This window comes from Edaphobacter sp. 4G125 (assembly GCF_014274685.1).
Classification (GTDB): Bacteria; Acidobacteriota; Terriglobia; order Terriglobales; family Acidobacteriaceae; genus Edaphobacter.
Map to the genome: position 1 here is coordinate 3142957 of NZ_CP060393.1, position 26688 is coordinate 3169644.

Annotated in this window: 20 protein-coding genes; 11 read left to right on the top strand and 9 right to left on the bottom strand. The window is 55.4% G+C overall.

The window, feature by feature from the left end:
• Nucleotides 1-8: 8 nt before the first annotated feature.
• Nucleotides 9-806, bottom strand: coding sequence for an ATP-binding protein (locus tag H7846_RS13020; RefSeq protein ID WP_186692623.1), 798 nt, complete (start codon nucleotides 804-806; stop codon nucleotides 9-11).
• A gap of 230 nt (nucleotides 807-1036) precedes the next feature.
• Between H7846_RS13020 and gap the strand changes: the two genes are divergently transcribed.
• Both gap and H7846_RS13030 read left to right on the top strand, forming a co-directional pair.
• Nucleotides 1037-2041, top strand: a complete 1005-nt coding sequence (gap, locus tag H7846_RS13025) for a type I glyceraldehyde-3-phosphate dehydrogenase (protein ID WP_186692624.1) — start codon at nucleotides 1037-1039, stop codon at nucleotides 2039-2041.
• Between the two features lie 115 nt (nucleotides 2042-2156).
• The gene (locus tag H7846_RS13030; protein WP_186692625.1) at nucleotides 2157-3266 is read left to right on the top strand and encodes an acyltransferase family protein; all 1110 of its coding nucleotides are present in this window, start codon (nucleotides 2157-2159) and stop codon (nucleotides 3264-3266) included.
• A 21-nt stretch (nucleotides 3267-3287) separates the two neighbouring features.
• Here H7846_RS13030 and H7846_RS13035 read toward each other — a convergent pair whose 3' ends face one another.
• The gene (locus H7846_RS13035) at nucleotides 3288-3956 is read right to left on the bottom strand and encodes a DUF6629 family protein (protein WP_186692626.1); all 669 of its coding nucleotides are present in this window, start codon (nucleotides 3954-3956) and stop codon (nucleotides 3288-3290) included.
• A gap of 60 nt (nucleotides 3957-4016) precedes the next feature.
• Here H7846_RS13035 and H7846_RS13040 point away from each other — a divergent pair, with 60 nt between their 5' ends.
• The 3 genes from H7846_RS13040 (at nucleotide 4017) to tpiA (ending at nucleotide 6522) form a co-directional block, all read left to right on the top strand.
• Nucleotides 4017-4391, top strand: a complete 375-nt coding sequence (locus H7846_RS13040; RefSeq protein WP_186692628.1) for a RidA family protein — start codon at nucleotides 4017-4019, stop codon at nucleotides 4389-4391.
• Between the two features lie 107 nt (nucleotides 4392-4498).
• Nucleotides 4499-5725 (top strand): phosphoglycerate kinase, encoded by a 1227-nt coding sequence (locus H7846_RS13045; protein WP_186692630.1) that lies wholly within the window; start codon nucleotides 4499-4501, stop codon nucleotides 5723-5725.
• A gap of 32 nt (nucleotides 5726-5757) precedes the next feature.
• Nucleotides 5758-6522, top strand: coding sequence for a triose-phosphate isomerase (gene tpiA / locus H7846_RS13050; RefSeq protein WP_186692631.1), 765 nt, complete (start codon nucleotides 5758-5760; stop codon nucleotides 6520-6522).
• A 323-nt stretch (nucleotides 6523-6845) separates the two neighbouring features.
• On the opposite strand, the gene lepB is transcribed toward tpiA, so the two are convergent.
• A complete protein-coding gene (gene lepB / locus H7846_RS13055; protein WP_255460998.1) occupies nucleotides 6846-7346 on the bottom strand; it encodes a signal peptidase I in 501 nt (166 codons plus the stop codon).
• A gap of 98 nt (nucleotides 7347-7444) precedes the next feature.
• A complete protein-coding gene (locus H7846_RS13060; RefSeq protein ID WP_255460627.1) occupies nucleotides 7445-8476 on the bottom strand; it encodes a serine hydrolase in 1032 nt (343 codons plus the stop codon).
• Nucleotides 8477-8693: 217 nt separating this feature from the next.
• Between H7846_RS13060 and murQ the strand changes: the two genes are divergently transcribed.
• Nucleotides 8694-9662, top strand: a complete 969-nt coding sequence (gene murQ / locus H7846_RS13065) for an N-acetylmuramic acid 6-phosphate etherase (protein ID WP_186692632.1) — start codon at nucleotides 8694-8696, stop codon at nucleotides 9660-9662.
• A gap of 63 nt (nucleotides 9663-9725) precedes the next feature.
• On the opposite strand, the gene H7846_RS13070 is transcribed toward murQ, so the two are convergent.
• The 4 genes from H7846_RS13070 to H7846_RS13085 all read right to left on the bottom strand — a co-directional run bounded on the left by H7846_RS13070 (nucleotide 9726) and on the right by H7846_RS13085 (nucleotide 16684).
• On the bottom strand, nucleotides 9726-10934 hold the full coding sequence (locus H7846_RS13070; protein ID WP_186692633.1) for a Gfo/Idh/MocA family protein: 1209 nt from the start codon (nucleotides 10932-10934) through the stop codon (nucleotides 9726-9728).
• Between the two features lie 57 nt (nucleotides 10935-10991).
• Nucleotides 10992-12032 (bottom strand): FAD:protein FMN transferase, encoded by a 1041-nt coding sequence (locus H7846_RS13075; RefSeq protein WP_186692634.1) that lies wholly within the window; start codon nucleotides 12030-12032, stop codon nucleotides 10992-10994.
• Between the two features lie 89 nt (nucleotides 12033-12121).
• Nucleotides 12122-13072: a sugar phosphate isomerase/epimerase family protein gene (locus H7846_RS13080; protein ID WP_255460628.1), complete on the bottom strand. Its 951-nt coding sequence runs from the start codon at nucleotides 13070-13072 to the stop codon at nucleotides 12122-12124.
• A 66-nt stretch (nucleotides 13073-13138) separates the two neighbouring features.
• A complete protein-coding gene (locus H7846_RS13085) occupies nucleotides 13139-16684 on the bottom strand; it encodes a TonB-dependent receptor (RefSeq protein WP_186692635.1) in 3546 nt (1181 codons plus the stop codon).
• 178 nt (nucleotides 16685-16862) lie between these two features.
• Here H7846_RS13085 and H7846_RS13090 point away from each other — a divergent pair, with 178 nt between their 5' ends.
• A complete protein-coding gene (locus H7846_RS13090; protein ID WP_370561254.1) occupies nucleotides 16863-17726 on the top strand; it encodes a sugar phosphate isomerase/epimerase family protein in 864 nt (287 codons plus the stop codon).
• Between the two features lie 82 nt (nucleotides 17727-17808).
• Here H7846_RS13090 and H7846_RS13095 read toward each other — a convergent pair whose 3' ends face one another.
• Nucleotides 17809-20295 carry a heavy metal translocating P-type ATPase gene (locus H7846_RS13095; protein WP_186692636.1) on the bottom strand — a complete coding sequence of 829 codons (2487 nt, stop codon included), beginning with the start codon at nucleotides 20293-20295 and terminating at the stop codon, nucleotides 17809-17811.
• Between the two features lie 193 nt (nucleotides 20296-20488).
• On the opposite strand from H7846_RS13095, the gene H7846_RS13100 reads away from it, so the two are divergent.
• The 4 genes from H7846_RS13100 (at nucleotide 20489) to H7846_RS13115 (ending at nucleotide 26673) form a co-directional block, all read left to right on the top strand.
• On the top strand, nucleotides 20489-21787 hold the full coding sequence (locus H7846_RS13100) for an RNA polymerase sigma factor (protein WP_186692637.1): 1299 nt from the start codon (nucleotides 20489-20491) through the stop codon (nucleotides 21785-21787).
• 115 nt (nucleotides 21788-21902) lie between these two features.
• Nucleotides 21903-22079, top strand: coding sequence for a hypothetical protein (locus H7846_RS13105; RefSeq protein WP_255460629.1), 177 nt, complete (start codon nucleotides 21903-21905; stop codon nucleotides 22077-22079).
• Between the two features lie 524 nt (nucleotides 22080-22603).
• Entirely contained in the window at nucleotides 22604-25714 is a 3111-nt protein-coding gene (gene uvrA, locus H7846_RS13110) for an excinuclease ABC subunit UvrA (RefSeq protein WP_186692639.1), read from the top strand.
• On the top strand, nucleotides 25711-26673 hold the full coding sequence (locus H7846_RS13115; RefSeq protein WP_186692641.1) for a CPBP family intramembrane glutamic endopeptidase: 963 nt from the start codon (nucleotides 25711-25713) through the stop codon (nucleotides 26671-26673). Before uvrA ends, H7846_RS13115 begins: the two co-directional genes overlap by 4 nt.
• Nucleotides 26674-26688 lie beyond the last annotated feature (15 nt).

Here is a 26688-nt window from a genome sequence, read left to right on the forward strand (position 1 = left end):
CCGAGGGATTACAGCGCAGCTTCCGGATCGGCCTCCGGACTATCACTGCCGCCAACTGGAGCACCGCCACCACTCCCTGGCTGTCCCTTTACTCGAACGATCGTGATCTTATCGAAGCCTTCCTTGAAGGAAGGCGCACGCAGACGTTCCGACATCTTCTGCATTACCTCTTCGGCAACCGCGCGATCGCGCTTGCGATTCCGCTCCAGGCATACCGCCAGCGGAACATCGAAGAAGACTGCCTGCACCTCGTAGCCAAAGCTCTTCGCCATGCGTATCCACTGTCGCCGCTCATGAGGCGACAAATTGGTGGCGTCGACATAGTTCCACGGCATCTTGGCGATCAGCCGAGCCCGCAAAAGGCTACGCAATGTAGAAAATACCAGCCCTTGGTAGCGTTGCTCCGTAATGTCGTCGAACAGGATCGTCCGCAGCAGGTCGCTTGAAAGTGGGGTGACTCCACGACGTTTATACCAGGTCGTCTTTCCAGACCCGGGCAGTCCAATCGTCAAAACCACATAACCTTTGGGCGACCTCGCTGGAGGCTGTTCCGCAGGTGGAGTGGTCACCGAATCCGGCTGAGTCTCCACTACAACCTTCTGCTCCGGAACAACGGGAGCAACCAGAGCAGGCTCAGAGCTTTCTGTGCTCTCTGAGCCAGCCACTATCTCAGGCTCAGCCGCCTGTGGCGGAACAGGGTCCGGGTAAGAGGGCCTCAAGGGCGCAGGTTGATTTGCGGGCAGCTCCTGCCCGCTCTTGCCCGTGGACTCCGAATCATTCGGTCCACGTCTTGGGCGTCGTCTCATCTTGTCGCTTATCCAATCGCGCAGATCGCGCATATGTCGCTTGTAACACAGGGTCAAACCCGCCCGCAAATCAGTACGAAACTTCTCCCGGTTTGCGGGGCCTTCATCTTTGTCTCTTTACCGACAGGTGATACCATCCGGTGCTGAAGGCACACAGACCTCTTTCTGCGTTCTACAATAGATAAAACGTATAAACCTCAGCATCCACACGATAGGAGCAACTGGAAATCATGGCTGTAAAGGTAGGTATCAACGGCTTTGGCCGCATCGGGCGGAACGTCTTCCGCAGCGCTCTGGGAAATCCTGACATTGAGTTTGTCGCCGTCAACGACCTGACCACGCCGGCCACACTCGCGCATCTGCTCAAGTACGATTCAATCCTCGGCAATCTTCACCATGACATCAAGCATGGACCCGACTTCATCTCCGTCGACGGAAAGCAGGTCAAGGTCTTCGCGGAGCGTGATCCCTCCAAGCTTGACTGGGCCTCCGTCGGAGCTCAGGTGGTCGTTGAATCCACAGGCTTCTTCACCGATGCCGAAAAAGCCAAGGCCCATCTCGGCTCGACCGTCAAAAAAGTCATCATTTCGGCGCCTGCTAGCAACGAAGACATCACCATCGTGCTCGGCGTCAACGAAGGCAAGTACGACCCTTCCAAGCACAACGTCATCTCCAACGCGAGTTGCACGACAAACTGTCTCGCTCCCGTCGTCAAGGTCCTGCATGACACTTTTGGAATCGTGAACGGCCTCATGAACACGATCCACAGTTATACCAATGACCAGGTCGTGCTCGATGCCCCGCACAAGGACCTTCGCCGCGCACGCGCCGCTGCGCTCTCGATGATCCCCACGAGCACCGGCGCCGCCAAGGCTCTCAAGCTCGTCATCCCTGAGATGGCCGGCAAGCTTGACGGCTTCTCTATCCGCGTCCCGACCCCAACCGTCTCGGTTGTCGATCTCACCTTCCTGGCAGAGAAGCCTGTCTCAGTGGAGAGCATTAACGCCGCCATCAAGGCCGCCGCTGAAGGCCCGATGAAGGGAATCCTCGGCTACACCGAAGAGGAGTTGGTCTCCAGCGACTTCCGAGGAAACCCGCTCTCTTCGATCTTCGACTCCAAACTGACCAAGGTCATCGGGAACACCGGCAAGATCATCAGCTGGTATGACAACGAGTGGGGTTATTCCAACCGCGTCAAGGACCTCATCCTCTTCCTCGAGAAGAAGGGTCTCTAATCCCATAATCATTCGCCATCCGCGTGGGGCATGTACCTCTCGTTGCCCCACGCATCTTCTATCCCCTGTTCGCGTTATCTGCCCTACTTCATTTTTGAGATAGACTCCACCTATCGTGACGACCGAACAGCTACTGGAACACGGCTTTGTTGCCAACCCCAATGTGCGGACGCGCCGCCCACCATTGGATGCACTTACTGGATTACGTTTTTTTGCAGCATTCTATGTAATGTCGTTCCACTATGGCGCTGCGTTCACCCATCGGGCGCATATGCCCAGAGCAGTAACTAATTTTCTCGAGCATGGTTCGCTAGGGGTTTGCCTTTTCTTCCTGCTCTCCGGATTCATCCTTTTCTATACATATGCGGGCAACCTGAAAACTGGACGGGATCGCTATCGCTTTTTCGTCGCAAGGTTCTGCCGTATCTATCCGGTCTATCTGCTTGCAGCAGCCGTGACATGTTTCGCAGTACGAGGGTTGCCCACAGGTCACAACCTCATGTACTTTACCCTGTTGCAGAGCTGGACTCCCGCTGCCTCTCCAAGCGGCTATGCATGGATCATGCAAGCGTGGACGCTCTCTGTTGAAACATTCTTTTATTGCAGCTTTCCACTTTTATTACCTCTCGTGGAACGTCTGCGGAGCCGTCATCTCACTTGGATGCTTTTATTTATTGTGGGAATAACAGCGGGCCTTCTCGAACTTCCATTTCAGCACGCCGGAATGACAAGTCCGGTTCAGGGAATCTTTCTCCCTCTGCTTCGTCTACCCGAATTCATTCTGGGCATGCTACTCGGTTCTCTGTTTCTTCACCGTACCACCGGTTCAACACCCTGGTGGCAGAACGACTGGATTACCTTAATCGTAATGTTTCCTCCGATCGCCTTGATCGCTTCGGGGAAGTTTTCAAAAGCAGTTGCACTGGCCTGCCTCTTCTGGTTCATCTGGGCGATCTACCGGCTGGCATCTGGCAAGGGATGGCTTACCAAACTTCTTTCCAGTCGCATCTTTATCCTTCTAGGCGGCGCAAGCTACTCCATCTACTTATTGCAATGGCCGATTCGTGATCTGATGCGGCAATATGTTGCTCCTTTACACCCCGGTCTGGATGCTATTCTCTCCCCTGTCATTCTTATCACACTCTCTATCCTGATCTTCCTCTACTACGAGGAGCCCTTGCGAGAACGCCTGCGAACGATCCTCGCGAGTTCGAATCGTTCCTGACTCTCCGTGATAATGGGGATGCTACCCCCAGATAGCATCCCCATAGGGAAACGGCCTCTTCAGCTTGCTTCTCCAGAAATACGCCAGGATGATCACGCTCGCTGCAGCCGCATAAGCGCACCAGAGCGAAGTAAAGGCATAGCGCTTTACTGCCATTACAACCAGCAGAATGGCGAGGTTCGCTGCACCGAAGATGACCATGTCACGCACCTTCGAAAAGAACAGAGAACCGCACGTTGAGACCACATACAGCACGGCAAGCGCCGTATTGTTGGTTCCTTCGTTGATGTAAACGATGCTATGGCTCTTGACGAAGATATCCAACGGATACGCAATCAACGCCCACAGCATGTACAGCGTCGTCCCAGTACCCAGCGCCAGGAATGGAAGCATTCTTTGTCTGCTCTTACGGTCCGGTTCGAATAACAATACGGCCAGCGGAATCAGAAAAGGCAGCAGTCCTTGCGCATACAACACAAAGGCTGCTCCCATCTTATGCGTCACCTCTGGTGAGAGCCTCCCATCTAGACCAAGCCAGACAAATCCTTCAATAAATTGGTGTACGGCAAAAAGCGTTGGGAGCGATGCAAATAGCAGCTCTCGCTTATGCTTCACCTTCGTGAGGGTCATCACCCCGACAGCCCCGAGCACACCGCTGCCCACAAAATTCGCTGCTGCTGAAAAACACACTGTGCGCACCTCCCAAAATGCTGTCGACGATAACCCTACCAGCAGCCGTACAATTCATCTATGACTCGCATGAACATTCCCGGCACCAGCCCCTACGAGCCCATTATCGGATTCTCCCGAGCTGTTCGCCTCGGTAATCACGTTCACGTCTCGGGGACCGGCCCGGTCGGCGCCGATGACAAGGATGTGGCTGAGCAAACCGATCAATGTCTTACTCTCATCGCTACTGCTCTTAAAAACGCCGGTTCCTCGATTGAGCACGTCTACCGCACCCGCATGTTTCTTACCCGCACCGAGGATTGGGAGACCATAGGCCGTGTCCACGGAAAATTCTTCTCTCTCATACGCCCTGCTGCCACGATGGTCGTCGTCAAAGAACTGCTTGACCCGCGCTGGAACATTGAGATCGAAGCTGACGCTCTTATCCCGGAATAACAACCCGGCCACAATTCCAACCGGAATAAGGTCTCTCTGACGATATGATGGATTGTCGAAGGGTATTTCGAGTTTTGCGCCTGCAATAAAACATCAAAGGAAATCAAATGTCGAAGCTGTCCATCCGTGATCTGGATCTCACGAACAAGCGCGTCCTCATCCGTGTCGATTTCAACGTTCCCCTCACGGTGGATGGCTCTGACAGCGCCGCGCGCATCACTGACGATACCCGTATCCGCGAAACCATTCCCACGATTGAATACGCCCTGCGCCGTAAGGCCCGGGTCATCCTCTGTTCCCATCTGGGCCGTCCCAAGGGCAAGGTCGTTCCCACAATGAGCCTTCGTCCTGTCGTCGATCGGCTGCGAGAGCTGCTCGACCACGTGCTCGGCGAAGATGAGAACGTCGCATTCTCTCCTGATTGCGTCGGAGACATCGCTACCGAGATGGTCGGAAATCTTGAGCCTGGCCAGCCGCTGCTACTCGAGAATCTTCGTTTCCACGCTGAAGAAGAAAAAAACGATCCTGTGTTTGCACGTCAGCTCGCTACTCTCTGCGACATCTATATCAATGATGCCTTTGGCAGCGCACACCGAGCCCATGCATCAACTGAAGGCATCACGCATTATGTCCCTGTATCGGCTGCTGGACTGCTCATGGAAAAAGAGCTCACTTATCTCAGCAAAGCCGTCAGCGATCCCATCAAACCTTTTGTCGCTATCATTGGCGGCGCCAAGGTCTCCGACAAGATCGAGGTTATCGACAGCCTGCTCGACCGAGCCACATCGCTGATCATCGGCGGAGGCATGGCCTACACCTTCCTCAATGCTAAAGGTCAAAGCACTGGTAAATCGCTTGTAGAAGCCGATAAGATCGACATCGCAAAAGCTGCGCTCGATAAGGCCGCAAAAAAGGGAGTCAACTTGCTTCTCCCTATTGACCATGTGCTCGCCGATAAGTTCGCCGCGGATGCCAAAACTCAGATCTTCTCCGGCAGTGGATCATTCCCCGCCGATTGGATGGGCCTCGATATCGGTCCCGAATCCATAAAGCTTTTCAGTAAAGAGATTGCCGACGCCATCACAATCGTCTGGAACGGCCCGATGGGTGTCTTTGAGATGCCAGCTTTTGCCAAGGGCACCAACGCCATCGCCAAAGCCGTCGCGGCCAACCACGATGCCACTAGCATCGTTGGAGGAGGCGACTCCGTGGCCGCCGTACAACAATCCGGTGTAGCCGGCAAGATCTCGCACATCTCCACCGGCGGCGGAGCTTCGCTTGAGTTCCTCGAAGGCAAAATCCTGCCTGGCGTCGCTGCACTCACAGACAAATAATTCTCATATTACGCGGAAGAGTAAATCTGACTATGCGCAAACTCCTGATCGCTGCCAACTGGAAGATGTATAAGACTCCCGTAGAGTCCACGGCCTTTCTTACCAGCTTCTTTCCCCTTGTCAAAAACAATACTTCCACCGAGATCGTCCTCTGTCCTTCTATGACCTCGCTTCCTGCGCTCGTCGATGCGGCGCGCGGCAAAACCGTCTCCATCGGAGCTCAGAATATGCACTGGCTCGCTGAGGGCGCATATACCGGCGAAACCTCGCCCACCATGTTGACCGCCATCGGAGTCACACACGTCCTGATCGGTCACTCCGAGCGACGCCAGTACTTCAACGAGACCGACACCACCGTCAACCTCAAGCTCAAATCTGCTCTCGCTCACTCACTCCTCCCCATCGTCTGCGTCGGCGAACATCTCAACGAACGCGAACAGAACCTCACCGCTGATGTCCTTAATCTTCAGGTCTCTGTGGCCCTCGAAGGCATCAATCCGGCGGCTCTTGGCTCGCTCGTTATCGCTTATGAGCCCGTATGGGCCATTGGCACCGGCCGTACCGCCACTCCCGAGATCGCAGAAGAGGCCCACAAGATTATCCGCGCAAAGGTCGCCTCCATCGCAGGCTCTGACATCGCCGCCTCTACCCGCATCCTCTATGGCGGCTCCGTCAAACCCGACAACGCTCAAACGCTGTGCTGCCTTGAGGACATCGACGGCGCGCTCGTTGGCGGAGCCTCTCTTGATCCTGCGTCCTTCTCGCAGATCATCGCCAATGCCACCCAAACTGCATAACAAACCTATGCGCAGGGGATGCCGTTCGGCATCTCCTGCCGCCCTAAGATGAAATCCCTCGCACGTCTATTCGACTCGATCAGTGCGTTGTGTTTTCCTGCCTTTACCAGCGTTCTCTCAATCTGTTCCTACGATCGAAACTTCCCGGAAATCGAACCTGAAGAAGAGCGCGAGCTAGAAACTGCGCTCTATGTGCGAAATCACATACCAATCCAGTCCAGTTCGAGATGGAAATTACTGCAAGATTGTCATCCCGGCTACAAAGCCAGGACTAAACGTCCGGGCAAGAACAGGGTAATTTGCCCACTAAAACACGCGCTTTCTTAGTGGACGACGCCGACTTGTTCCATAGGCCAATAGACAAATGCCGCTTTGCCATAGATCAGATCGCGATCGACGGGCCCAAAGTCGCGACTATCGCTGGAAATCGAACGATGATCACCCATAACGAAATACTCATGCTCTGGAACAATCATTTCCGGCAGCGAGCGACTGTCCTCAAAGCGGGGAGGAACATACTTTTCGGTCAATGGCGTCCCATTCACATAAACTCGCCCATGATCAATCTTGAGATCGTCACCGGGCAACGCTATCACGCGCTTGATATAGCTCTTCTGGCGATCCCGAGGATAGAGAAAGACCACGACATCGCCTCGATGGATCTCTCCTACCCTATAAGCAAGTTTGTTGACGAAGAGGCGGTCCTGATCTTCCAGAACCGGCAACATGCTGGTACCTTCCACACGAACCGGCTGGTACAAAAAGATGATGATGAAAGCCGATACAGCGACTGAGATCACCAGATCTCTCACCCACGAGGCCATCCCACCACGGTGATTTTTAGGGGAGCGCTCGCCCCCATTGGAAGGGGATTCATGCGCAGTTTTCTCTTCCATCTGCACCGTCTTGCTCACTTCTCCTGTTATTTAGACGAACCCACGTTCGATCTGGAATCCAATCCAAGCCCGGGAACCAGATTCTTACCGTCCAATCCCTCCGGCGACCAGGCTTCGACAATCTCTTTTGCCAGCCTTGCAATCATCATCTCAGCCTCATTGTCCGCAGTCCAGCTTTTATCCTCATTCTCATAGGTAAAGATCGAGATCACCATCGGCCCACTCTTGCCCGCCACAATGGCGACATCGTTCCGCACTGCGTTCAGACTCCCCGTTTTGCTGGCAATTCCTGACCCCTCTTCACTTGAATCCAATTTCTCCAGATATCGCGGTATCGTATTGCGATAGAACTGGTTACGCAACATCGTCAGAGCCGCCTGACAGATCGCTGCATCGCCTGGTCGTGACGATTCTCCCGGTCCCGCGAGTTGGCAAAGCCCAATCCTCTCCATAATCGTGGCCATCTCCCGAGCGGTTGTTTTTCCAAGTCCGAATTTCGGCTGATCCGCAGGCATGGGCCCGCTTGCCGGCTTACCGATCTTTTTATAGAGATGCGTATCTTTGAGGCCCAGCCATGCAATTCTGGCATTCACCGTATCCACGCCAAATCGATCGATCGCCAGATTGGTCGCCGTATTGTCACTGACGATCACCATCATGGTCAGTACATCTTTCAACGTCAGGGTCAGGGGCGTATCGAAAAACATCAGAACTCCAGAACCGCTGACACCATCGTCTTTTGCCAGCGTCAGCTTCTCGTCCCAGTGGGCCTTTCCGGCTCTTACCTGCTCCATGGCTTCGAACAGAATGGCCAGTTTGATCACGGATGCCGTTTGCACCGGCCTGTCCGCATCCAACGCAATGGTCTTGCCCGTATTCAGCTGGGTCGCGTACAGCGCGACATGACCTTGATGAGTCGCAGCAATCGTTGCAATCTTCGATTCAAGCGACGAATCCGTCTTCGATTTTGGCAATGAAGCCGCCCAGAGCATTCCCTGCCCCATCAGGATTCCAATCGCACCAGAACAAATCAGTCTGCGGAGTAAACTATTGACCATGTGTTGCATCTTACAAATCACGCAACGGCTCTGTAATTATTAAAATGTGGCGCCTGATCGCCACGCTATCAAAACGCGCTTTTGGGACCGCGCAAAATACAACAACAGAAAGACAGATGCAAGACCAAAACGCCAACCTTTGTATACGCATCTAAGCCGGATTAGGACTAGAATCGATTACAAAGAGCTGCAGCATCACTTGTAACAGGTTTCTCCTATGGCAACCCTTACCATGCTCGACCCAGTCCAGACACCAAAATCCGTACCTGACGGCCCCGATGAGTTTCTCAGCTTAATTACAGAGACCTCCAATACAGCCTCTGAGGGTCTGGACACAAAATCCGCACTTGAAATCGCCCGCATCATCAATCATGAAGACGCCAAGGTCGCCGCTGCCGTCAAGAAGGCGCTGCCTGAGATCGCTGTCGTCATCGATACCGTCGCCCGTTGCCTCCGTGATGGAGGTCGGCTGATCTACGTTGGCGCAGGCTCTTCGGGTCGCATCGCCAGCCTTGATGCATCCGAGTGCCCTCCGACCTTTTCCACTGCGCCAGCTCAGGTGCAATACATCATGGCTGGCGGCCCCAAAGCTCTTGCTTCGGCATCTGATGTCAATGAGGACTCTCCTGAGCTAGGCCAGCGCGACATCGCACGTCGCAGACCTACACGAAAAGACATCGTCATCGGCATCTCCGCCTCTGGCCGCACGCCTTACGTCATCGGCGCAGTTGATTATGCTCGCGCCCGCGGAGCGAAAACCGCTGCCGTGACCTGCAATCCTAACACTGCTCTTTCCGAAGTGGCCGACACCACCATCGTCGCCGAGGTCGGTCCAGAGGTTATCTCCGGTTCAACCCGCATGAAGTCCGCCTCCGCCCAGAAGATGGTCCTCAATATGATCACTACGGGAGCCATGACGCGACTCGGCTATGTCTACGACAACCTGATGGTGAATGTACACATGAAGAATGCCAAGCTCGTCGAGCGCGGCATCCGCGTGCTCATGAAGCTCTGTAATATCGATCGCGAAACCGCTATCCGCACAATTAAATCCGCGGGAAAATCCATCCCTATCGCCGTCGTCATGTTGAAAGCGAACGTCGACAAGATGGAAGCAGTCCGCCGTCTCACCAAATCCGATGGCAACGTCAGGCTCGCTATCGAAGACTCTCGTCTCGAACTTTAGCTGCCATCATCCTGTAAAAGAAACCCCCGCAGATTGCGGGGGTTTCTTTTACATCCGCCCACCTTAGACGGTGCTCGAAATCTTCAGCTCACGCTTTTCTTTAATGGATTCGTTGCCAACGATAACTCCCAGCGCCGATCCTAGCCCTACATGGACATCGGCAATCGGCTTTGCTCCCGTGCGCAGACACTCCACAAAAGACCGGCACGCCGTCGCTGTCGGATCCTCTGCCACCGCAATCTCCAGCTTCTTGCCAGGACCGCGATAAGGCATCTCACCACCAGAACGATACGAAGCCCCTGTCGTAATGCCCTTTTCCGTCACAGTCGCATTTGCCGGCAGCTTTTCCGCATGCCTCGGCTCATAGAAAAACACCGCATCCTGCAGGGTTAGATTCACACTTCCCTTCGTTCCATAGATCCACAACTGATCGCCCATCTTTGCATTGTTTGTCATTGAGCTGAAGACAAACCGGCGGCCCTTCGAATATCCCAGGATCGCCTGTACGTTGTCATCGTTCTCGCGCCCATCGTGATACTCGACAACACTTCCGGTCGCCATCGCTGTCTCCGGCTTCTCTCCAAAGACCCAATTCGCAATATCAATGTGATGCGAAGCCAGCTCAGCCAACAGGCCTAGCGAATACTGGTTATACAACCGCCAGTTGATCAGCCGCTCTAGAGAAGGCTGCGGAACCGGCCGTCTCCAGTCGCTATTGCGATGCCAGTAGCCAAACACATGAGTTACATCGCCGATCTCTCCCTGCTGCACCTTCTCGATTGCAGCACGAATCCACGGCGCATAACGATACTGATGTCCCACCTGGAAGATCTGCTTGCCTCCATCAACCGTCCGGACGATCTCCTCCGACTCCTTCACCGTGAAAGCCATTGTCTTTTCGCCATAGACCGAGTGCCCTGCCCGAAGAGCTGCCAGAACATGCTCCGCATGAAAACTCAGAGGCGTGGACACGACCACCGCATCCAGATCTTTGCGATCCACCAGAGCCCGATAATCTTTATGCGGCTCCACCGTGTAACCGCAGACCTGATTCAGCTCGGCGAATCTTGGCTCATACACATCAGCAGCAGCAACGATCTTTACTCCTGGAACTCGCAAAAAACTCCGAACCAGTTCTTTACCGCGGCTACCCGGCCCAATAATTCCCAACCGCATCGGCTTTCCCGCAAAAGCCTCCGCCAGAGAGCCTGCCGACTTTGCCACCAGTGTCGCCGCTGACAGTCCCTGCACAAACAAACGCCGATTTATCATGCTTCTCAAAGTCCCTTCGCACCGGAGCGCCCTGAGGCCCGGCAACACTCTCAATTTTCATTGACAGTCATTTTCTTTCATTCTAAGCGGATATGGCCAGCGGACGCTCCGGACGCAAGGATGTTCCGTATCCCCCGATACCAGCACTGCCGCCGCTCGCTGGAACGTTTTCACCATCTGTGCCGCTTTTGCTGGCTCTAGCACGAACGTCGCCGTCGAAATCGCATCGCTCTCCGTTGTCGAAGGAGCAATAATCGTTGTCTGTAAACGGCCCTCCACCGGGTGCATTGTGTGCGGATCAAGAATATGGCAATATCGGTGCCCATCCTTGATAAAGAACTTCTCCGTGCACGCTGAGGTCGAAAGCGAAGTGTCCTTCAGGATCGCCTCCGTCATCATGGAACCCGCGTGTACCGGATCGGGCACATTTACCTTCCATCCAGCTTCTCCTGGAGGAGCGCCCATTCCATAGATACTGCTCGAGCCGCCCGAAATCAATGCTGCCCGCACTCCCTGCTCCCGCAGGAATGCGACAACCCGGTCCACGGCATATCCCTTCCCAATACCCCCAGGATCCAGTTCCATGCTCACACCGTTGTCGAACCAGACTGTGCGCGTCGCAGGATTCAACTGGATATGCTGCCATCCTGTCTTCGACCTCAAAGCATCTAACTCGGCATCCGATGGGATCCTGCCTTTATTGAAGAAGAAGCCCCACGCCCGCATCAGCGGACCTACCGTCATGTCGAATGCCCCTTCCGAACGGCGGCTCAGTTCCACCGCTTTCTCAAGAAACGCAAAGGTCTCCGGATCTGTCGTCACCGGTCCCTTCGCTGCCTCTCTGCTGATGCGTGAAAGCTCACTTGTCGGACGATAATTACTCAGCAGGTCTTCCAGACGATCGATCTCGTCGAACGCGCCCTGCATCCACTCCTCAGCTGTCTCCTGATTCGGTGCATAGATGTCGATCGTGAACTCCGATCCCATCGCCGCATGCGCCTCGTGGAATAGCTGCGGTTTATCCTGTGCGTAAAGCGGCTCACACCATAACAGCCCGATCCCAACCGCGAGCCCAGCCGCCCGCAACAAACACCGCATACTTCTCCAACTCTTCGTGCCGATTGGCAATGCCACACCTTCTGAGCATTCGCCTTGACCAATCGGCTCAACCATCTAATTCCACCGCCTCAGATGCCTGCCAGCGCGTTCTTCATTCCTGCCCAGCTCTCTCGTGTCGACTCCTCTGGAGTTCCTCCGCCATGCCAGTGCGTCTCTAGGCTAACCGCATCGTGGTACCCCACCTTTGCCAGTGCTTGGAATTGTCCTTTCCAATCAATGATCCCCTTTCCTACAGGGGCCCAACCCACCTTTCCGTCTTCACCTTTGACTGCATTCTTTACATGGCAGTGATGGATTCTGTCCTTCGGAAGCAAATTCCACGCGCCGGGATATGCATCGAACTCTCCCCGCATCACCGCATTTCCCGGGTCCCAGTTCAACGCTAAATACTTCGACTTCACCGCCCCAAGTGTACGCGCCGCCTCACGCCCTGTAGCCGTGTTGCAGGCAAATTCGTTCTCCAGTACCAGTATCGTTCCCTGCTTTCCGCACGTCTCTGCCGCTTCCGCAAGCTTCTGATCAATCGCCGCACGATAAGGTGTGACATCCTCAATTCGCCAGAAGTCAAACCCTCTCACTTTGTTTGTCTTAAATCGCTTCGCCAGCGCAATACTCTTCTCCAGAACAGCATCCTGCTCTTTCAGAACGTCTCCGGTGCTTCCTTTTCCAGAACTGTTGGAACGCGGAGCACCCGGCCAATCCACCTTGAACAATGGGCTAGCAATGTCGGTCACCTGAAGGTCATGCCTTTGCAGAATCTTCTCCACTTCCCCAAGTTCTGCATCCGACAGATCCAGCAGGCTCTTCTTCCACATTCCGCGAAGCTCTACCCAATGCATCCCGAACTCGTTCGCCGCGACAGAACACGCATGATCGAAGTCTTGCGAGATCTCGTCCGTAATAACAGCTACTTTAAACCGGGAGATCTGTGCCAACCCGCTTCTTCCCATCCAGGCAGTCAAACCCATCATTCCTCCACCCAGAACAAACCCACGTCGCGAAACCGTATTCGTAATCATTAGTTCTCCATTCCTCAAAGCATGACAGGCCTCAGGATGAGGCCTGTCGTCACCGCTTCATACATACTAAAAGGTGATTCGCGCCGAAGCCTGAAGGCTACGCCCGCCACCTACCCCGTTTACGCTTCCCTGACCACTGCCCAGCGTGTTTGTGATGCGTCCAAAGCTTCCGGATGTAAAGATATTGCCGCTACCGGAGTTCGGAACAGCAAACTGTGGTGTATTGCTGAGCTGGAACGCATCGAGTTTCGTCTCAAGAGCAGCCTTCTCACGCCAGAGAGGGAAGCTCTTGGAAATCGACACATTGTTCTGAATGAAGCCCGGCCCACGGAATTGGTTCCTTCCTGTATTGCCCAATTGAACGTTCGAGGCATTGCAGCCCGTCGGGCATCCTCCTGGCTGCGAGAATGCCGATACATCCAGCCATGGGCTGTTCGGTCCAAGTCCTCCTAACACTTTGTACACGCCTGACAAGTTCGCCAGCTGCGCCGTTCCCGGCGTGTTCAAGCTACCGCCGTTCGCATACACAGAGAACGGCAGACCAGAGACTGCAGAAATGGTTCCCGCCAGCTTCCAGCCGCCCAATACATACGCGCCCACTCCCGAACTCAGGTATCGATGTCCATGCCCCACCGGAAGTTCGTATGTAAAGCTCTGCTCAAAATTCAGCTTTCGGTCAAAATCATTCGGAGCATAGTTTCGCCGTAGGGTCGCAGCCGTTAGGAAAATTACGTTACCATCATCGCCTGTCACGTACCCAAGCCCCTTGCCCCATGTAAACGCAGAGTTGAATCCAAGCCCTCTGGCAAATCGCTTGGTCAACTGCACCTGCAAAGACTGATAGTTCGAAGAAAAGCCCTGGAATATCTTTGAGGTTGTCGCCGTGCGATGAACCGCGTTCGGTCCGGTTGCCACACATCCTGTGCAGTAATACTCCGGCTTCGAAACAGCTCCGTTCCCCCAGGTGTTCGCTAACGGGTTGCCATTGGCGTTGTCTGGAATTCCTGTTGGATTGTTGATATCGAGATTTGAAGGTATACCCGTGCCATGATTTGCGACATACGCAACCTGCAGTGACATGTCATACGGAAGCGCCTGTTGAATCGCAAAGTTCCACGACGCCACGTAGGGGTTCTTGTAATCCAACGGAACATAAAACAGATTCTGATTCGCAAGAGTCGATGTGGTCACAGGGATGATGCCATTCGACGGGATCGGAACTGGAACTGGAGCCGGAAACCCCGCCTGGAACGTTGCTACATTACCGTTGGCCAACACTGCCGGCGTATACGCACTTCCCCCTGTCGGGTTATACGCATTGTTTGAGCGGACGGGATAGTTGTAGGCATAGTTGTTATCCGCATAGGGCATATAGCTCACACCGAATCCGCCGCGAATCACCGTGTTATCCGTAGCGCGATACGCGAAACCCGTGCGCGGAGCCCAGTAGCGATACCGTGTCTGTATTCCCAGGTTCATCGGATTGCCACCCACGCCTGCAATCACCAGGTTGTTATTGACCGGATCATAGTTTGTAAATCCGCTCGCAATCTTCGGAGCCGCCGGAGGATAAAACTCCCAACGAACTCCCAGGTCGAGAGTCAGCTTGGGTGTCACCTGCCATTTATCGCTTACAAATGCAAAGAACCACCATTGGCGATACGCCGGAAAGAACGTGTTAACATCGCGGCCGACCTGGCTTGGCTGATCGAGAAGGAAGCTTGCGATGTTATTCCCCAGATTCGTTCCCGCACTCGCCGCATCCGATGTCTGCTGATCGGCAAAACGGAAGATACCGCGAGGGCTGAACGTCTGGTCCTGCAACAGATCGTCACGAATTCTGCGAAGGTCTCCTCCAAACTTGATCGTGTGGTTGCGAATGATCTTCGTCCAGTTGTTGACGAAGTCGATGTTCGATTCACCGCGGATCCACGGTACGGAAGCGGAGTAGCCGATCAATGGATTATCTGCTCCCGACTGGCCGAAACCCGTCAGGAAGATCCCCACCTGACCACTTGAAAACTGATTGATGTTGACCCCTGGAATCCCCAACGTATCGGCATCATTCGACCCGTAGTTGCTGGGCTGAGCATTATTCCGCAGGTGAGCCACCCCGAACCGAACCTCCGTAAACAGCGTCGGCGAAAAGACATGATCGTAATTCACACCCGTGCTGTACGAGGTCTGTGTACCAACACCTTGGAAGCCACCTCCTAAGGGGCCTCCCAGGAACGCTCCGAAGGTCGGTGCCTGGAATGTGTTAACCCTCTGCCAGCTGAATCGTCCGCTAACATGGTTCCGCTCATTCAGGGTGTAATCAATTTTTGTATCCCAACTGTTCGTACTCTTGGTAAACGGCAGGGTTGTCGTGTAATTGTTCGCGGGCGTCAATAACGATGCCGAAGGCGTCAGCTTTCCATACTGTGCAGCTGCTTTATTCAATCTATTCAAAATATCTAGCGATACTGGATTCACACGGCTGATCGGAATCTGGTTATTAACAAATGCTGTACGCGGAGTTCCGCCTTTCGCCACGGTCTGACCATCACCTGTGGCGGGATCGTAGATAACACCAATCTTGTTGCCGGTTTTTGGATCAATCGTGATCGTAGAACTCAGATCGATATTTCCCTGGGCATTCGGCGTAAAATACCGAGAATCCGGAATCGTAAACGTACCGCCCACCGTCTCGTGATCAGAGCTTCCCTGATAGTCGCCAAAAAAGAATAGCTTGTCTTTGAAGATCGGACCGCCGATCGACCCTCCATAGTTGTTATACGAAAGGTGTCCCAGCGGAGGTCCAAAGTAACTCCGCGCGTTCACCGCATTGTTTTGGATGTACTCGAACACAGAACCATGAAACGTGTTCGTCCCCGACTTCAAGATCACATTTGTTACCGCGCCAATTGCACGCCCCAATTCGGCATCAAAATTGTTTGTTGTAATGTCTACTGACTGAATCGCATCCGCAGGAGGAATGATGATCTGCAGAAGACCTGTACGTTCATCGTCGTCAATGCCTTCGATCTGATATAGGTTGCCCATGCGCGGTATTCCATTCACGCGCGTCTGAAGCGCACCCTGCGCATTGAAGAATTGCGAATGCTCATAGGTCGCAGGCGTTGAACCTGGAACAAGATTTAGCAATGACTGGAAGTTCCGGTTCGTTGACATCGGAAGCTCCTGGAGTTGACGCGTCTCCAGTTTCGTCGAGATATCCGCCCGATCCGTCTGCAGCAAAGGCGGCGCTGTCGTCACCATCACCTCTTCCGAAACACTCCCCGGAACCACATTGAAATCAGCTCGCGTCGAAGAGTTGATCAGAATATCGATATTTTGGTGCGTCTCCTTCTTGAAGCCTTGGGCTTCAACCGTTATGGCATAAGTACCCGGAGGAAGATTCGGGATCGTATAGTTTCCGGCACTGTTTGTTACAGACTGGTAAACCGCCGCAGTCGCCGCATTCATTGCCGTGACCTTCGCGTTACCGATCGAAGCGCCAGTTGAATCCTGAACCGTTCCCAATAGAGTCGCGTTGACAGCCTGCCCGAAGAACGAGCTGGGCCACATCAACAGGCACAACATCACGCTGAACAAAAACTTATGTCTCATCGAAGCTGCCTCCACAAAAAGATCAGGATCCCTGCGTACACAATTTCTTTTGTTCTAACTTCGAACATGCACGTTATCAGCCTCTCTAAATCGTGTCAATATGCAATTCAGTAATCTGTGGACAGCCCAGAATCGCACTCACTTTCTAACTGGACGACCACTGCTCAGGACAGCTACTATGCCCTGCATGACGTCAAACATCTCGCGCCGCAGCCTCCTGAGTGGCGGAACTATGCTCGCCGCCTCGTCGCTTCTCTCCAACTCTGCCATCTCCTTCGCTGCACCTTCCCCCCCTTCATCTCCTATCCGACTAGGCATCGCCAGTTACACTTTTCGCAAATTCGATCAGGCTCATCTCATCGAGTTTATGAAAGAGCTCAAGACGCCCTATCTCAATCTGAAAGATGTTCATCTACCTATGACTCCGGCTGACCAGGTCGCACCACGCGCTGCCGAGTACCGCGCCGCAGGCCTGACTCTCACTGCCGCTGGAACCATTACTTTCAACAAAGATGATGACGACGACATCCGCCCCAAATTCGAGTACGTCAAGGCCGCCGGAATCCCCATCATCGTTGCCGCTCCCACGCATCAGGTCCTTCCTCGTCTCGAAAAATTCGTAAAGGAATACAACATCAAGCTCGCCATCCACAACCATGGTCCGGAAGACAAGAACTTCCCTTCGCCTTTTGACGTCCTTGATGCTGTCAAGAATCTAGATCCACGCATCGGCTGCTGTATCGACGTCGGCCACACCATGCGTACCGGAACTGACCCTGTTGCAGCCATCAAGAAGGTTGGCTCTCGTGTCCACGACATCCACATGAAGGATCTCGCGCAGAGCAAGGTTAAGGAGTCTCAGGTTGCTGTCGGTGACGGTCTCATGCCCGTCCGCGGCATCTTCCAGGCGCTCATCGGCATCGGCTACAAGGGCAATGTAGACCTTGAGTACGAGATCATGGAAAACGATCCCATGCCCGGAGTCATCAAGAGCTTCGCCTACATGCGCGGCGTCATCGCCGGCATGGGCCTCAACGCTTGATCGATCACATATCAACCTTAAGTCAAAACGAATGCGGTCCAGAAGTTCTGGACCGCATTCGTTTTCATTCGCGATGATCGCTCTATAACTTCACTCTTCGCAACCGCAATGCATTCGCAATCACCGATACCGAGCTGAAGCTCATCGCCGCAGCCGCGACCATCGGATTCAGCAGCCACCCAAACAACGGATACAGGATTCCCGCAGCCAGCGGAACGCCAGCAGCGTTATAGACAAATGCGAAAAACAGATTCTGCCGAATATTCTTCATCGTCTTCTCGCTCAATCTGCGTGCCCGTAATAGTCCGCGCAGATCACCACTCACCAGCGTGATTCCACCCGCAGCCATGGCAACATCCGTTCCCGTCCCCATCGCAATCCCTACATCCGCCGCCGCCAGCGCAGGAGCATCATTCACTCCGTCTCCTGCCATCGCAACCCGCCTTCCTTCCTTCTGCAATCGCCGCACGACCGCAGCTTTGCCCTCAGGCGAGACCTCTGCTTCAAAATGAACTCCCAGCTTCTCCGCAACTGCGCCAGCTGTAGTGCGGTTGTCTCCAGTCACCATCACAACCGTCACCCCGCCTTTCTTCAATTCATCCACCACCTCACGAGAAGATGCCTTCACCGGATCGGCCACTGCAATTAGCCCTGCAACTCTTCCATCGATTGCAGCCAGCATGACTGTCCTTCCATCGTGACGCAAAGCTTCAGCTCTTTGCACCATTGCATTCGCATCGAGCCCTTCGTCCTGCAGCAGAGCAGCGCTTCCTACCGCAACACGCTGAAAATCAACAAAACCTTTCACTCCCTTTCCCGTCACCGATGCAAACTCTCTTACGTGTCCCAGAGCGACACCTCTTTCCTTCGCACCTGCAACAATTGCACCTGCCAACGGATGTTCGCTCGCCTGCTCCAGGCTCGCCACCGCTCGCAGTAGTTCTCCTTCGCTCATTCCCTCTGCCGCAATCACCTCTGTCAACTTCGGCTTGCCTTCCGTCAGGGTCCCGGTCTTATCGACGACAAGCGTGTCGATCTTCTCCAGCGTCTCCAACGCTTCGGCATTCCTTACCAGAACTCCCTCATGCGCTCCTCGTCCCGTCGACACCATAATCGACATCGGCGTCGCCAGTCCCAACGCGCAAGGACACGCGATCAGCAACACTGAAACCGCAATCACCATCGCATGCATCAGCTTCGGCTCCGGACCCCACACCGCCCACGCAATCGCCGCCAAGGCTGCCACCATCAACACCGCAGGCACAAAGTACGAAGCTACTTTGTCTGCAAGTCTCTGGATCGGGGCCCGCGATCGCTGAGCCTCGCTCACCATCTTCACAATCTGCGCCAGCAACGTGTCTGCGCCTACATGCTCGGCGCGCATCACAAGCGACCCAGTGCCATTTATCGTGCCGCCCACCACGCGCTCGCCCGCCGTCTTCTCCACGGGAACCGGCTCGCCCGTCACCATCGACTCGTCCACTGCGCTACGCCCATCCTCCACCACGCCGTCTACCGGAACCTTCTCGCCCGGACGCACTCGCAGCATGTCGCCAACGACAATCTCATTCAGCGGAACATCCATCTCCGCCCCATCCGCTGCAATCCTTCGCGCCGTCTTCGGAGCAAGTCCCAACAGCGCGCGAATCGCCTCACCCGTCTTGTCCCGTGCCTTCAGCTCCAGCACTTGTCCCAGCAGCACGAGTACGGTGATGACAGCCGCCGCTTCGAAGTACAACCCAAGCTGACCGCCATGCGTGCGAAACGACTCCGGAAACATCCCCGGAGCAACCACAGCCGCCACGCTGTACAGGTAAGCCGCACCCGTACCCATCGCAATCAGCGTGAACATATTCAGGCTGCGATGCACCACCGAGGCCCACCCTCGCTCGAAAAACGGCCATCCGCACCACAGCACCACGGGAGTCGCCAGCGCCATCTGCGCCCACCCCATCCATCCGCTGCTCAACAACTCCATAAACGGATGCCCCGGCCACATCTCCAAAACCATCACAGCCAACAGCGGAAGCGTCAATACCGCTCCCACCCAGAACCGTAGCAACATGCTCTTCAGCTCAGGGTTCTCCTGCTCTGCGGTCACCTCTTTCGGCTCCAGAGCCATGCCACAGATCGGGCAGCTTCCCGGTCCATCCTTCACCACCTCCGGGTGCATCGGGCACGTGTACTCCACTCGATTCAGCACCGGAGCTACAGGTTCCAGTGCCATCCCACACTTCGGACACGATGCCATCTTGTCTGACATCACTTCCGGGTGCATCGGACACGTATACTTCCCGCCTGCGAGTTGCACAACAGGAGCCTTCGCAACTGCCGGGTGAGATCCACCACCTCCACCGCAACAACTCCCCTTCGCCGGGCTCATTCCGCCAATCGCCACCAGCCCATCCGCTGGACGCGATCCGTCATACTTCGCTGGATCAGCCGCGAACTTCTTCTTGCACCCTTCGCTGCAGAAATACCATGCCTTGCCCTCATGCTTGCTCGTCCACTTTGCAGTCTCCACTTTCACCTGCATCCCGCAGACTGGATCTTTCACCATCTCGCTCATCTCAACAATTCTCCTCTATCTCGCAGACGAACGACCTTCCTTCGCATTACACCCTTCCTTCAAGTCTCCTTTCTCTCCTCGGTATCTCACATATTTTGCAGCTCGTTAGACGTCATTCGTCATGAGACTTCGCTGAGAATCCGGCCTCAGCCTTGCCATTCCTTCGCTCCGAATGCTCTCATCTATTCCTAAGATGTCTTCTACTCCTGACATCCAGCGCTCAATCGATGCCATCTGGCGTATCGAATCGGCAAAGCTCATCGCCGCGCTTACTCGTGTCGTCCGCGATGTTGGTCTCGCCGAAGATCTCGCCCAGGATGCCCTCGTCGTTGCCCTTGAAAAATGGCCTCAGACTGGCATCCCGGATAATCCGGCTGCCTGGCTCATGGCGACTGCAAAAAACCGCGCCATTGATCTCCTTCGCCGCTCAAAACTTCTCGACCGCAAGCATGAGCAGCTTGGCTACGAGCTAGAAGCTACCCGCCAGCTCACACCCGACCAGATCAACGCTGCCATCGATGATCCCGTCGGCGACGACCTGCTCCGTCTCATCTTTATCTCCTGCCATCCCATCCTCTCTCCCGAATCCCGCGTTGCCCTCACTCTGCGCCTTCTTGGAGGGCTTACCACCGACGAGATCGCCCGCGCCTTTCTTCTCTCCGAACCTACCGTGGCTCAGCGTATTGTCCGCGCCAAACGAACTCTCGGAGAAGCAAAGATTCCCTTCGAAGTTCCCCGAGGCGAGGAGTTCACTGCTCGTCTCTCCTCTGTTCTCCAGGTCATTTACCTCGTCTTCAACGAGGGTTACTCTGCCACCGCCGGTGACGACTGGACCCGTCCCGCGCTCTGCGAAGACGCTCTCCGCCTCGGCCGCATCCTCGTCGAACTCGTCCCCTCCGAACCCGAGGTCCGTGGCCTTGTCGCGCTCATGGAGATTCAGGCGTCACGACTGAACGCTCGCATCGGCCCCGCCGGCGAGCCCATCCTCCTCCTCGATCAGGACCGTTCGCGTTGGGATCAGATCCTCATCCATCGCGGTCTTGCGGCTCTCGAACACGCCGAAAACCTCCTCCGACAAAGAGCCAGCTCCGCTAATTCGAATGTCGCTTCGGGCTCCTACGTTCTTCAGGCCTCCATCGCCGCCTGCCATGCCCGCGCGATCACAGCTGAGGCTACAGACTGGCATCGCATCGCTGCTCTCTATGCCCAACTTGTCAGGCTGACTCCATCGCCCATCGTCGAGCTCAACCGCGCCGTCGCGGTCTCTATGGCCTTAGGGCCTGCCGAGGCGCTCCCCCTTATCGACGCGCTCACCGAAGATCCCGCGCTCAGGGGCTACCATCTCTTACCGAGCGTGCGCGGCGATCTGCTGATGAAGCTTGGCCGACACTCCGAAGCGCGCGCCGAGTTCGAACACGCCGCCAGCCTCACCCGAAACACCCGCGAACGCAACCTTCTCCTCACCCGCGCTCAATCCTGCGTCCTCGATTAGTGGGAGATGTATCCAAAGGGGCAATACCCAAGTGCGTACCTGAGCGTTGTCATTCCGGTTTTCCCGGAGGATGATGTACAAGGGCCTATTAGGGCTTAGGAATCCAGGAGCAGCAGTGAATTCGTCCATTGTTTTAGTTTCGGCCGTGCTGGCATCGTTAGCGGTGGGAGTATTGACGGCCTATAGCATCTGTTTTTCGATGTTTCGTCTCTTCCGTATCCATGCGAGACAGGTTGCCGCCGAACGACAGGAGCGGTCCATGGTGGGTTCCAATCGGGTGGTTGAGGGTTGACCCACCCCCGCACATATTTTTATAAAATATTGATTATAAACGACTTAATCCAAGATCGAGATTGTAAAATATAGAAAATAAACCACTTTACGCGCAAAATATAGAAAACAAGATACTTATAAAAGGAAAGCCCCGAGAGGTCGTCTCTCGAGGCTGATTTCATTTAAGGGCTGATTTAATTGTAGCGAAATGGAGAGGGTTGTTCTGCAACGAGGATCTCTTCTGGCATGAGTACGTTAGAGGAGAAGGGGTCTTGACAGCAAATTATCAGAGCATTTTTTGTACGTGGTTCATGCCAGCTTTTTGTAAAGAAGCACCTTGCAAAAACCACAGCTCCTTCGACTCCGCCTTTGCTGCGCAAAGACTTCGCTCAGGATGACACTTCATAGAAATCTGGTTGTCTTTTGTCTCCATAGTCCTGGTTGGTCTTTTTGTCGCTTAGTCATTGATACGACCTAGCAGGTTTCTCCGCAGCCCGGATGCCGTATTCTAGATACTTGGCCGCAAAGCCTCCAACACCGTCTATGGGCACGCAGCGAACATCTCCCCGAACCACACCGGGAATTACACATATCACCGTGCGCGGAGCGCGGCAGCACAATCTGCGTAACGTCTCGGTTTCCATTCCGCGCAATACCCTGACCGTTGTTACCGGCCTCTCGGGCTCGGGAAAGTCTTCTCTCGCCTTCGACACCATCTACGCCGAAGGACAGCGCCGCTATGTTGAAACCCTTTCGGCATACGCCCGCCAATTTCTCGACCAGATGGAACGTCCTGATGTGGACTCCATCGACGGTCTCTCGCCGGCCATCTCCATCGAGCAGAAGACCACCTCACGCTCCCCTCGCTCGACCGTCGGAACCATCACCGAGATCTACGACTACCTGCGACTGCTTTACGCTTCCGTTGGCCAGCCGCATTGCCCCAACTGCGGTCGCTCCATCTCGCGACAGAGCGCCGATCAGATCGTCGAGCGCATCGTCTCTCTCGCCCCCGGTGAACGCATCACCGTCTTCGCCCCAATCGTCCGGGGTCGCAAAGGTGAGTTTCGCGAAGAACTCGAAGCAATCGACCGCCAGGGCTTCCGCGTTCGCATCGACGGCGAGATTACCGAAATCACAGAAGGCATGCGCCTGGAGAAGCGCAAGAACCACACCCTCGAGGCCATCGTCGACCGCATCATCCTGAAACCTCTACCGCCGGAGAACACCTCGGCTGCGCTCGCTGGCGCTCCGCCAAAATACGACACGCGCCGCCTCGAAGCCGCCGTTGCCAAGGCCCTGCAGATGGCCAACGGTCTGGTCCTCATCGGCATACAGGACCCGGTCACACGCCATCAGGAAGAGACACTTTACTCCTCCTCGATGGCCTGCCCGGACTGCGGAATCAACGTTCCCAAGCTCGAACCACGCAGCTTCTCGTTCAACTCCGCCTACGGAGCCTGCCCGGAGTGTCACGGCCTCGGTTCCATCTACGACTTCGATCCAGCGAAGACCATCACTGACTGGTCCAAGCCGCTGCTCGACGGAGCCATGGGCCCCGGCTCCGCCTCGCAGTACCTGCTGCGACTCATCAAACTCGCAGCGGAGAAGTACAAGATCAACATCAATCAGCCGTTCGAGAAGCTCACAACGGAGCAGCAGAACCTCTTCCTTTATGGTCCCCCGAAGGGTGAGGCTGGACGCACCGGCTTCCATGGCATCTTCAGCTATCTCCGCGCCAATCTTGAAGACACCAAATCCGAAGGCTACCGCGAGTACATGATGCAGTACATGTCTGCATCTACCTGCCCGCGCTGCCAGGGCAAGCGCCTGCGGCCGGAATCACTCGCCGTAACTGTCGGCGACCGATCGATTGCCGATTTCACCGCGCTCTCGCTGGAACGCGCACTTACTGCGGCGAAGACCATGAACTTCACGGGCCGAGAGAGGATGATCGCAGACCGGCTGCAGCGCGAGGTGATTGAACGGCTCGAGTTTCTGAACGCCGTCGGCCTCGGCTATCTCTCACTCAATCGTTCTGCTGCGACGCTCTCAGGCGGCGAAGGTCAGCGTATTCGCCTCGCCACGCAGATTGGTTCACGTCTCCGTGGAGTCCTCTATGTTCTCGATGAGCCATCGATCGGACTGCATCAGCGCGATAACCAGCGACTGATCTCAGCGCTTGAAAACCTGCGCGACCTCGGCAACACCGTCCTGGTCGTCGAGCACGACGAAGATACCATTCGCAAAGCCGACTATGTTCTCGACCTCGGTCCCGGAGCCGGGAAAAACGGTGGCATCCTCATTGCGGATGGCACTCCGCAGCAGATCATGGACAACGATGCATCGATCACCGGCAAATATCTTGCCGGCAAGATTGATATCGTCACCCGGCCTACGCCGGGCCAGGCTCCGCGCCCACTCACCGGCAACTGGGTTACGGTTGAAGACGCCCGCGCCCACAACCTCAAGAACGTCACTGCTCATTTCCCACTCGGGGTGATGACCGTCATCACCGGCGTCAGCGGCAGCGGCAAGAGCACGCTGGTGAACGATATTCTTTACCGCGCACTTGCCAAGGAACTTTACGGCTCGCGCGAAGAACCCGGTCAGCATGGCCGCGTCCGCGGCATCTCGCAGATCGACAAGGTTATCGAGATCGACCAATCGCCCATTGGCCGGACACCGCGCTCGAACCCGGCGACGTATACCGGAGTCTTCTCCGCCATCCGCGACATTTTCGCCATGCTCCCCGAGTCGCGCGAGCGTGGCTACAAGCCCGGACGCTTCAGCTTCAACGTACAGGGCGGACGCTGCGAAGCCTGCCAGGGCGAAGGACAACGCCGGATCGAGATGAACTTCCTGCCCGACGTCTATGTGTTGTGCGAGGTCTGCAATGGCCGCCGTTATAACCAGGAGACGCTCGCCGTGAAGTTCAACGGCTACTCCATCGCGGACATCCTCGATCTCAGCATCGAAGACGCTCTGCCTGTACTCAAAGACATTCCTGCGGTCAACCAGAAGCTTCAGACTCTCGTCGATGTCGGTCTCGGCTACATTCATCTTGGCCAATCTGCCACCACGCTCTCAGGCGGCGAAGCCCAGCGCATGAAGTTGGCCCGCGAGCTGAGCAAACGCCAGACAGGCCGCACGCTCTATCTACTCGACGAGCCTACGACTGGCCTCCACTTCGACGATGTTCGGAAGCTCCTCGAAGTACTGCATCGCCTTACAGACCTGGGCAACAGCGTCATCATCATCGAGCACAATCTGGACATCATCCGCAACGCCGACTACATTCTCGACCTCGGTCCTGAAGGAGGAGAAGGCGGCGGGCAGATCATCGCCCACGGTACTCCGGAGCAGGTCGCGACCGTAAAAGGCTCTCATACCGCAGAGTTCCTGGCCCGCCATTACACACCGGACCAGCTTGCTGCCAGCCGGAATGGAATCAGCCACTCCGGTCCGCAGCCCACGAATATCGGGGCCGCACCCGATCCTGAAAAGAAGGCCAAGGGTAAGTTTGTGCCGCCGGAAAAGAAAACCGGAGTCCCGACCGCGCGTGCGACTAAACTGGCCGAAGCAGACAACTCGGCTCGTTCGAAGAAGACCGCAACCAATACTGCCGCGAAGACAAAAAAGAAGAAGGCATGAATCATCCCTCGACACCTCCGGTCCCCAATGATCTTTCCCGGGAGTATTCCCAAGCCCCGTCGGCTGACGCCCCTCCCCCTTCGCTACCGGTAAGGATTACCGACGGACCGGCCATCGTGATTCCAGCGCCTCCCCCCTCCAATGCGGCAGGCCCTGGGGTTCCCGCGCGAGTGCCGCATCTTGGCCACGCGATTCTTTTCGTCTCGTTCGCCGGTCTGACCCTTGTCCTGAGCCAGTCGATCCTGCTCGGCCTGAGCCATATTGGTCAAAAGGCAGCAGCCTCTGCGATGCATCCCAAGCTGCTGGTCGCGGCCATGGCGATCAGCTACCTCCTTACTCTGACGACGTCGTACTTCTTCTTTCCACTGCTCTGGCTGCGTTCGTTCGGCAATGGTCTTCAGTGGAACTTCGATGCGGCCTGGCGCAACGCATACAAACTGATTCCAATCGGCCTGATTACCGGTTTCGCTGTACAAGGAATCTCCTCGCTGATCCCGGTCCCGAAATCCATTCCCATGGATAACTTCTTCCGCACACCCTCCGATGTCTGGCTGGTGACGGCCTTTGGAACATTGCTCGGTCCATTATTCGAAGAGGTCGCCTTCCGCGGCTTTCTTCTGCCTGCCTTCGCGATCGCTTACGACTGGCTCTCTCTGCCCAAGACCCCTGCAGCCCGTGAACGCTGGCACAACACTACCGGTCTCACCGTCGCTTCTCTCATCTTTAGCGCAATCGTTTCCAGCATCTTCTTTGCTCTGTTGCATGCAGAACAACTGGCTCATGCGTGGGCCGCACTCTTTGTGCTCTTCTGCGTATCCCTGATTCTGACTCTGGTTCGCATCCGTACCCGGTCTGTGGCCAGTTCCACACTCGTGCACGCTGCTTATAACTTTTCGGTCTTCCTTACGCTCTTTATCGCCACCGGGGGATATCAGCACCTTGAACGCATGACGCGGTGAGAGCAATCGCCAAGA

Bases quoted from the DNA above. Each gene is read 5' to 3' on its own strand.
- H7846_RS13095 (WP_186692636.1), bottom strand. From the start codon at position 20,295: ATGAGCGAGATGGTGAAAGATCCAGTCTGCGGGATGCAGGTGAAAGTG.
- H7846_RS13045 (WP_186692630.1), top strand. From the start codon at position 4,499: ATGTCGAAGCTGTCCATCCGTGATCTGGATCTCACGAACAAGCGCGTC.
- H7846_RS13115 (WP_186692641.1), top strand. From the start codon at position 25,711: ATGAATCATCCCTCGACACCTCCGGTCCCCAATGATCTTTCCCGGGAG.
- H7846_RS13075 (WP_186692634.1), bottom strand. From the start codon at position 12,032: ATGCGGTGTTTGTTGCGGGCGGCTGGGCTCGCGGTTGGGATCGGGCTG.
- tpiA (WP_186692631.1), top strand. From the start codon at position 5,758: ATGCGCAAACTCCTGATCGCTGCCAACTGGAAGATGTATAAGACTCCC.
- H7846_RS13080 (WP_255460628.1), bottom strand. From the start codon at position 13,072: ATGATTACGAATACGGTTTCGCGACGTGGGTTTGTTCTGGGTGGAGGA.
- H7846_RS13040 (WP_186692628.1), top strand. From the start codon at position 4,017: ATGACTCGCATGAACATTCCCGGCACCAGCCCCTACGAGCCCATTATC.
- H7846_RS13020 (WP_186692623.1), bottom strand. From the start codon at position 806: ATGAGACGACGCCCAAGACGTGGACCGAATGATTCGGAGTCCACGGGC.
- H7846_RS13060 (WP_255460627.1), bottom strand. From the start codon at position 8,476: ATGGTCAATAGTTTACTCCGCAGACTGATTTGTTCTGGTGCGATTGGA.
- H7846_RS13100 (WP_186692637.1), top strand. From the start codon at position 20,489: ATGTCTTCTACTCCTGACATCCAGCGCTCAATCGATGCCATCTGGCGT.
- gap (WP_186692624.1), top strand. From the start codon at position 1,037: ATGGCTGTAAAGGTAGGTATCAACGGCTTTGGCCGCATCGGGCGGAAC.
- H7846_RS13090 (WP_370561254.1), top strand. From the start codon at position 16,863: ATGCCCTGCATGACGTCAAACATCTCGCGCCGCAGCCTCCTGAGTGGC.
- uvrA (WP_186692639.1), top strand. From the start codon at position 22,604: ATGGGCACGCAGCGAACATCTCCCCGAACCACACCGGGAATTACACAT.
- murQ (WP_186692632.1), top strand. From the start codon at position 8,694: ATGGCAACCCTTACCATGCTCGACCCAGTCCAGACACCAAAATCCGTA.
- H7846_RS13085 (WP_186692635.1), bottom strand. From the start codon at position 16,684: ATGAGACATAAGTTTTTGTTCAGCGTGATGTTGTGCCTGTTGATGTGG.
- H7846_RS13070 (WP_186692633.1), bottom strand. From the start codon at position 10,934: ATGATAAATCGGCGTTTGTTTGTGCAGGGACTGTCAGCGGCGACACTG.
- lepB (WP_255460998.1), bottom strand. From the start codon at position 7,346: ATGGCCTCGTGGGTGAGAGATCTGGTGATCTCAGTCGCTGTATCGGCT.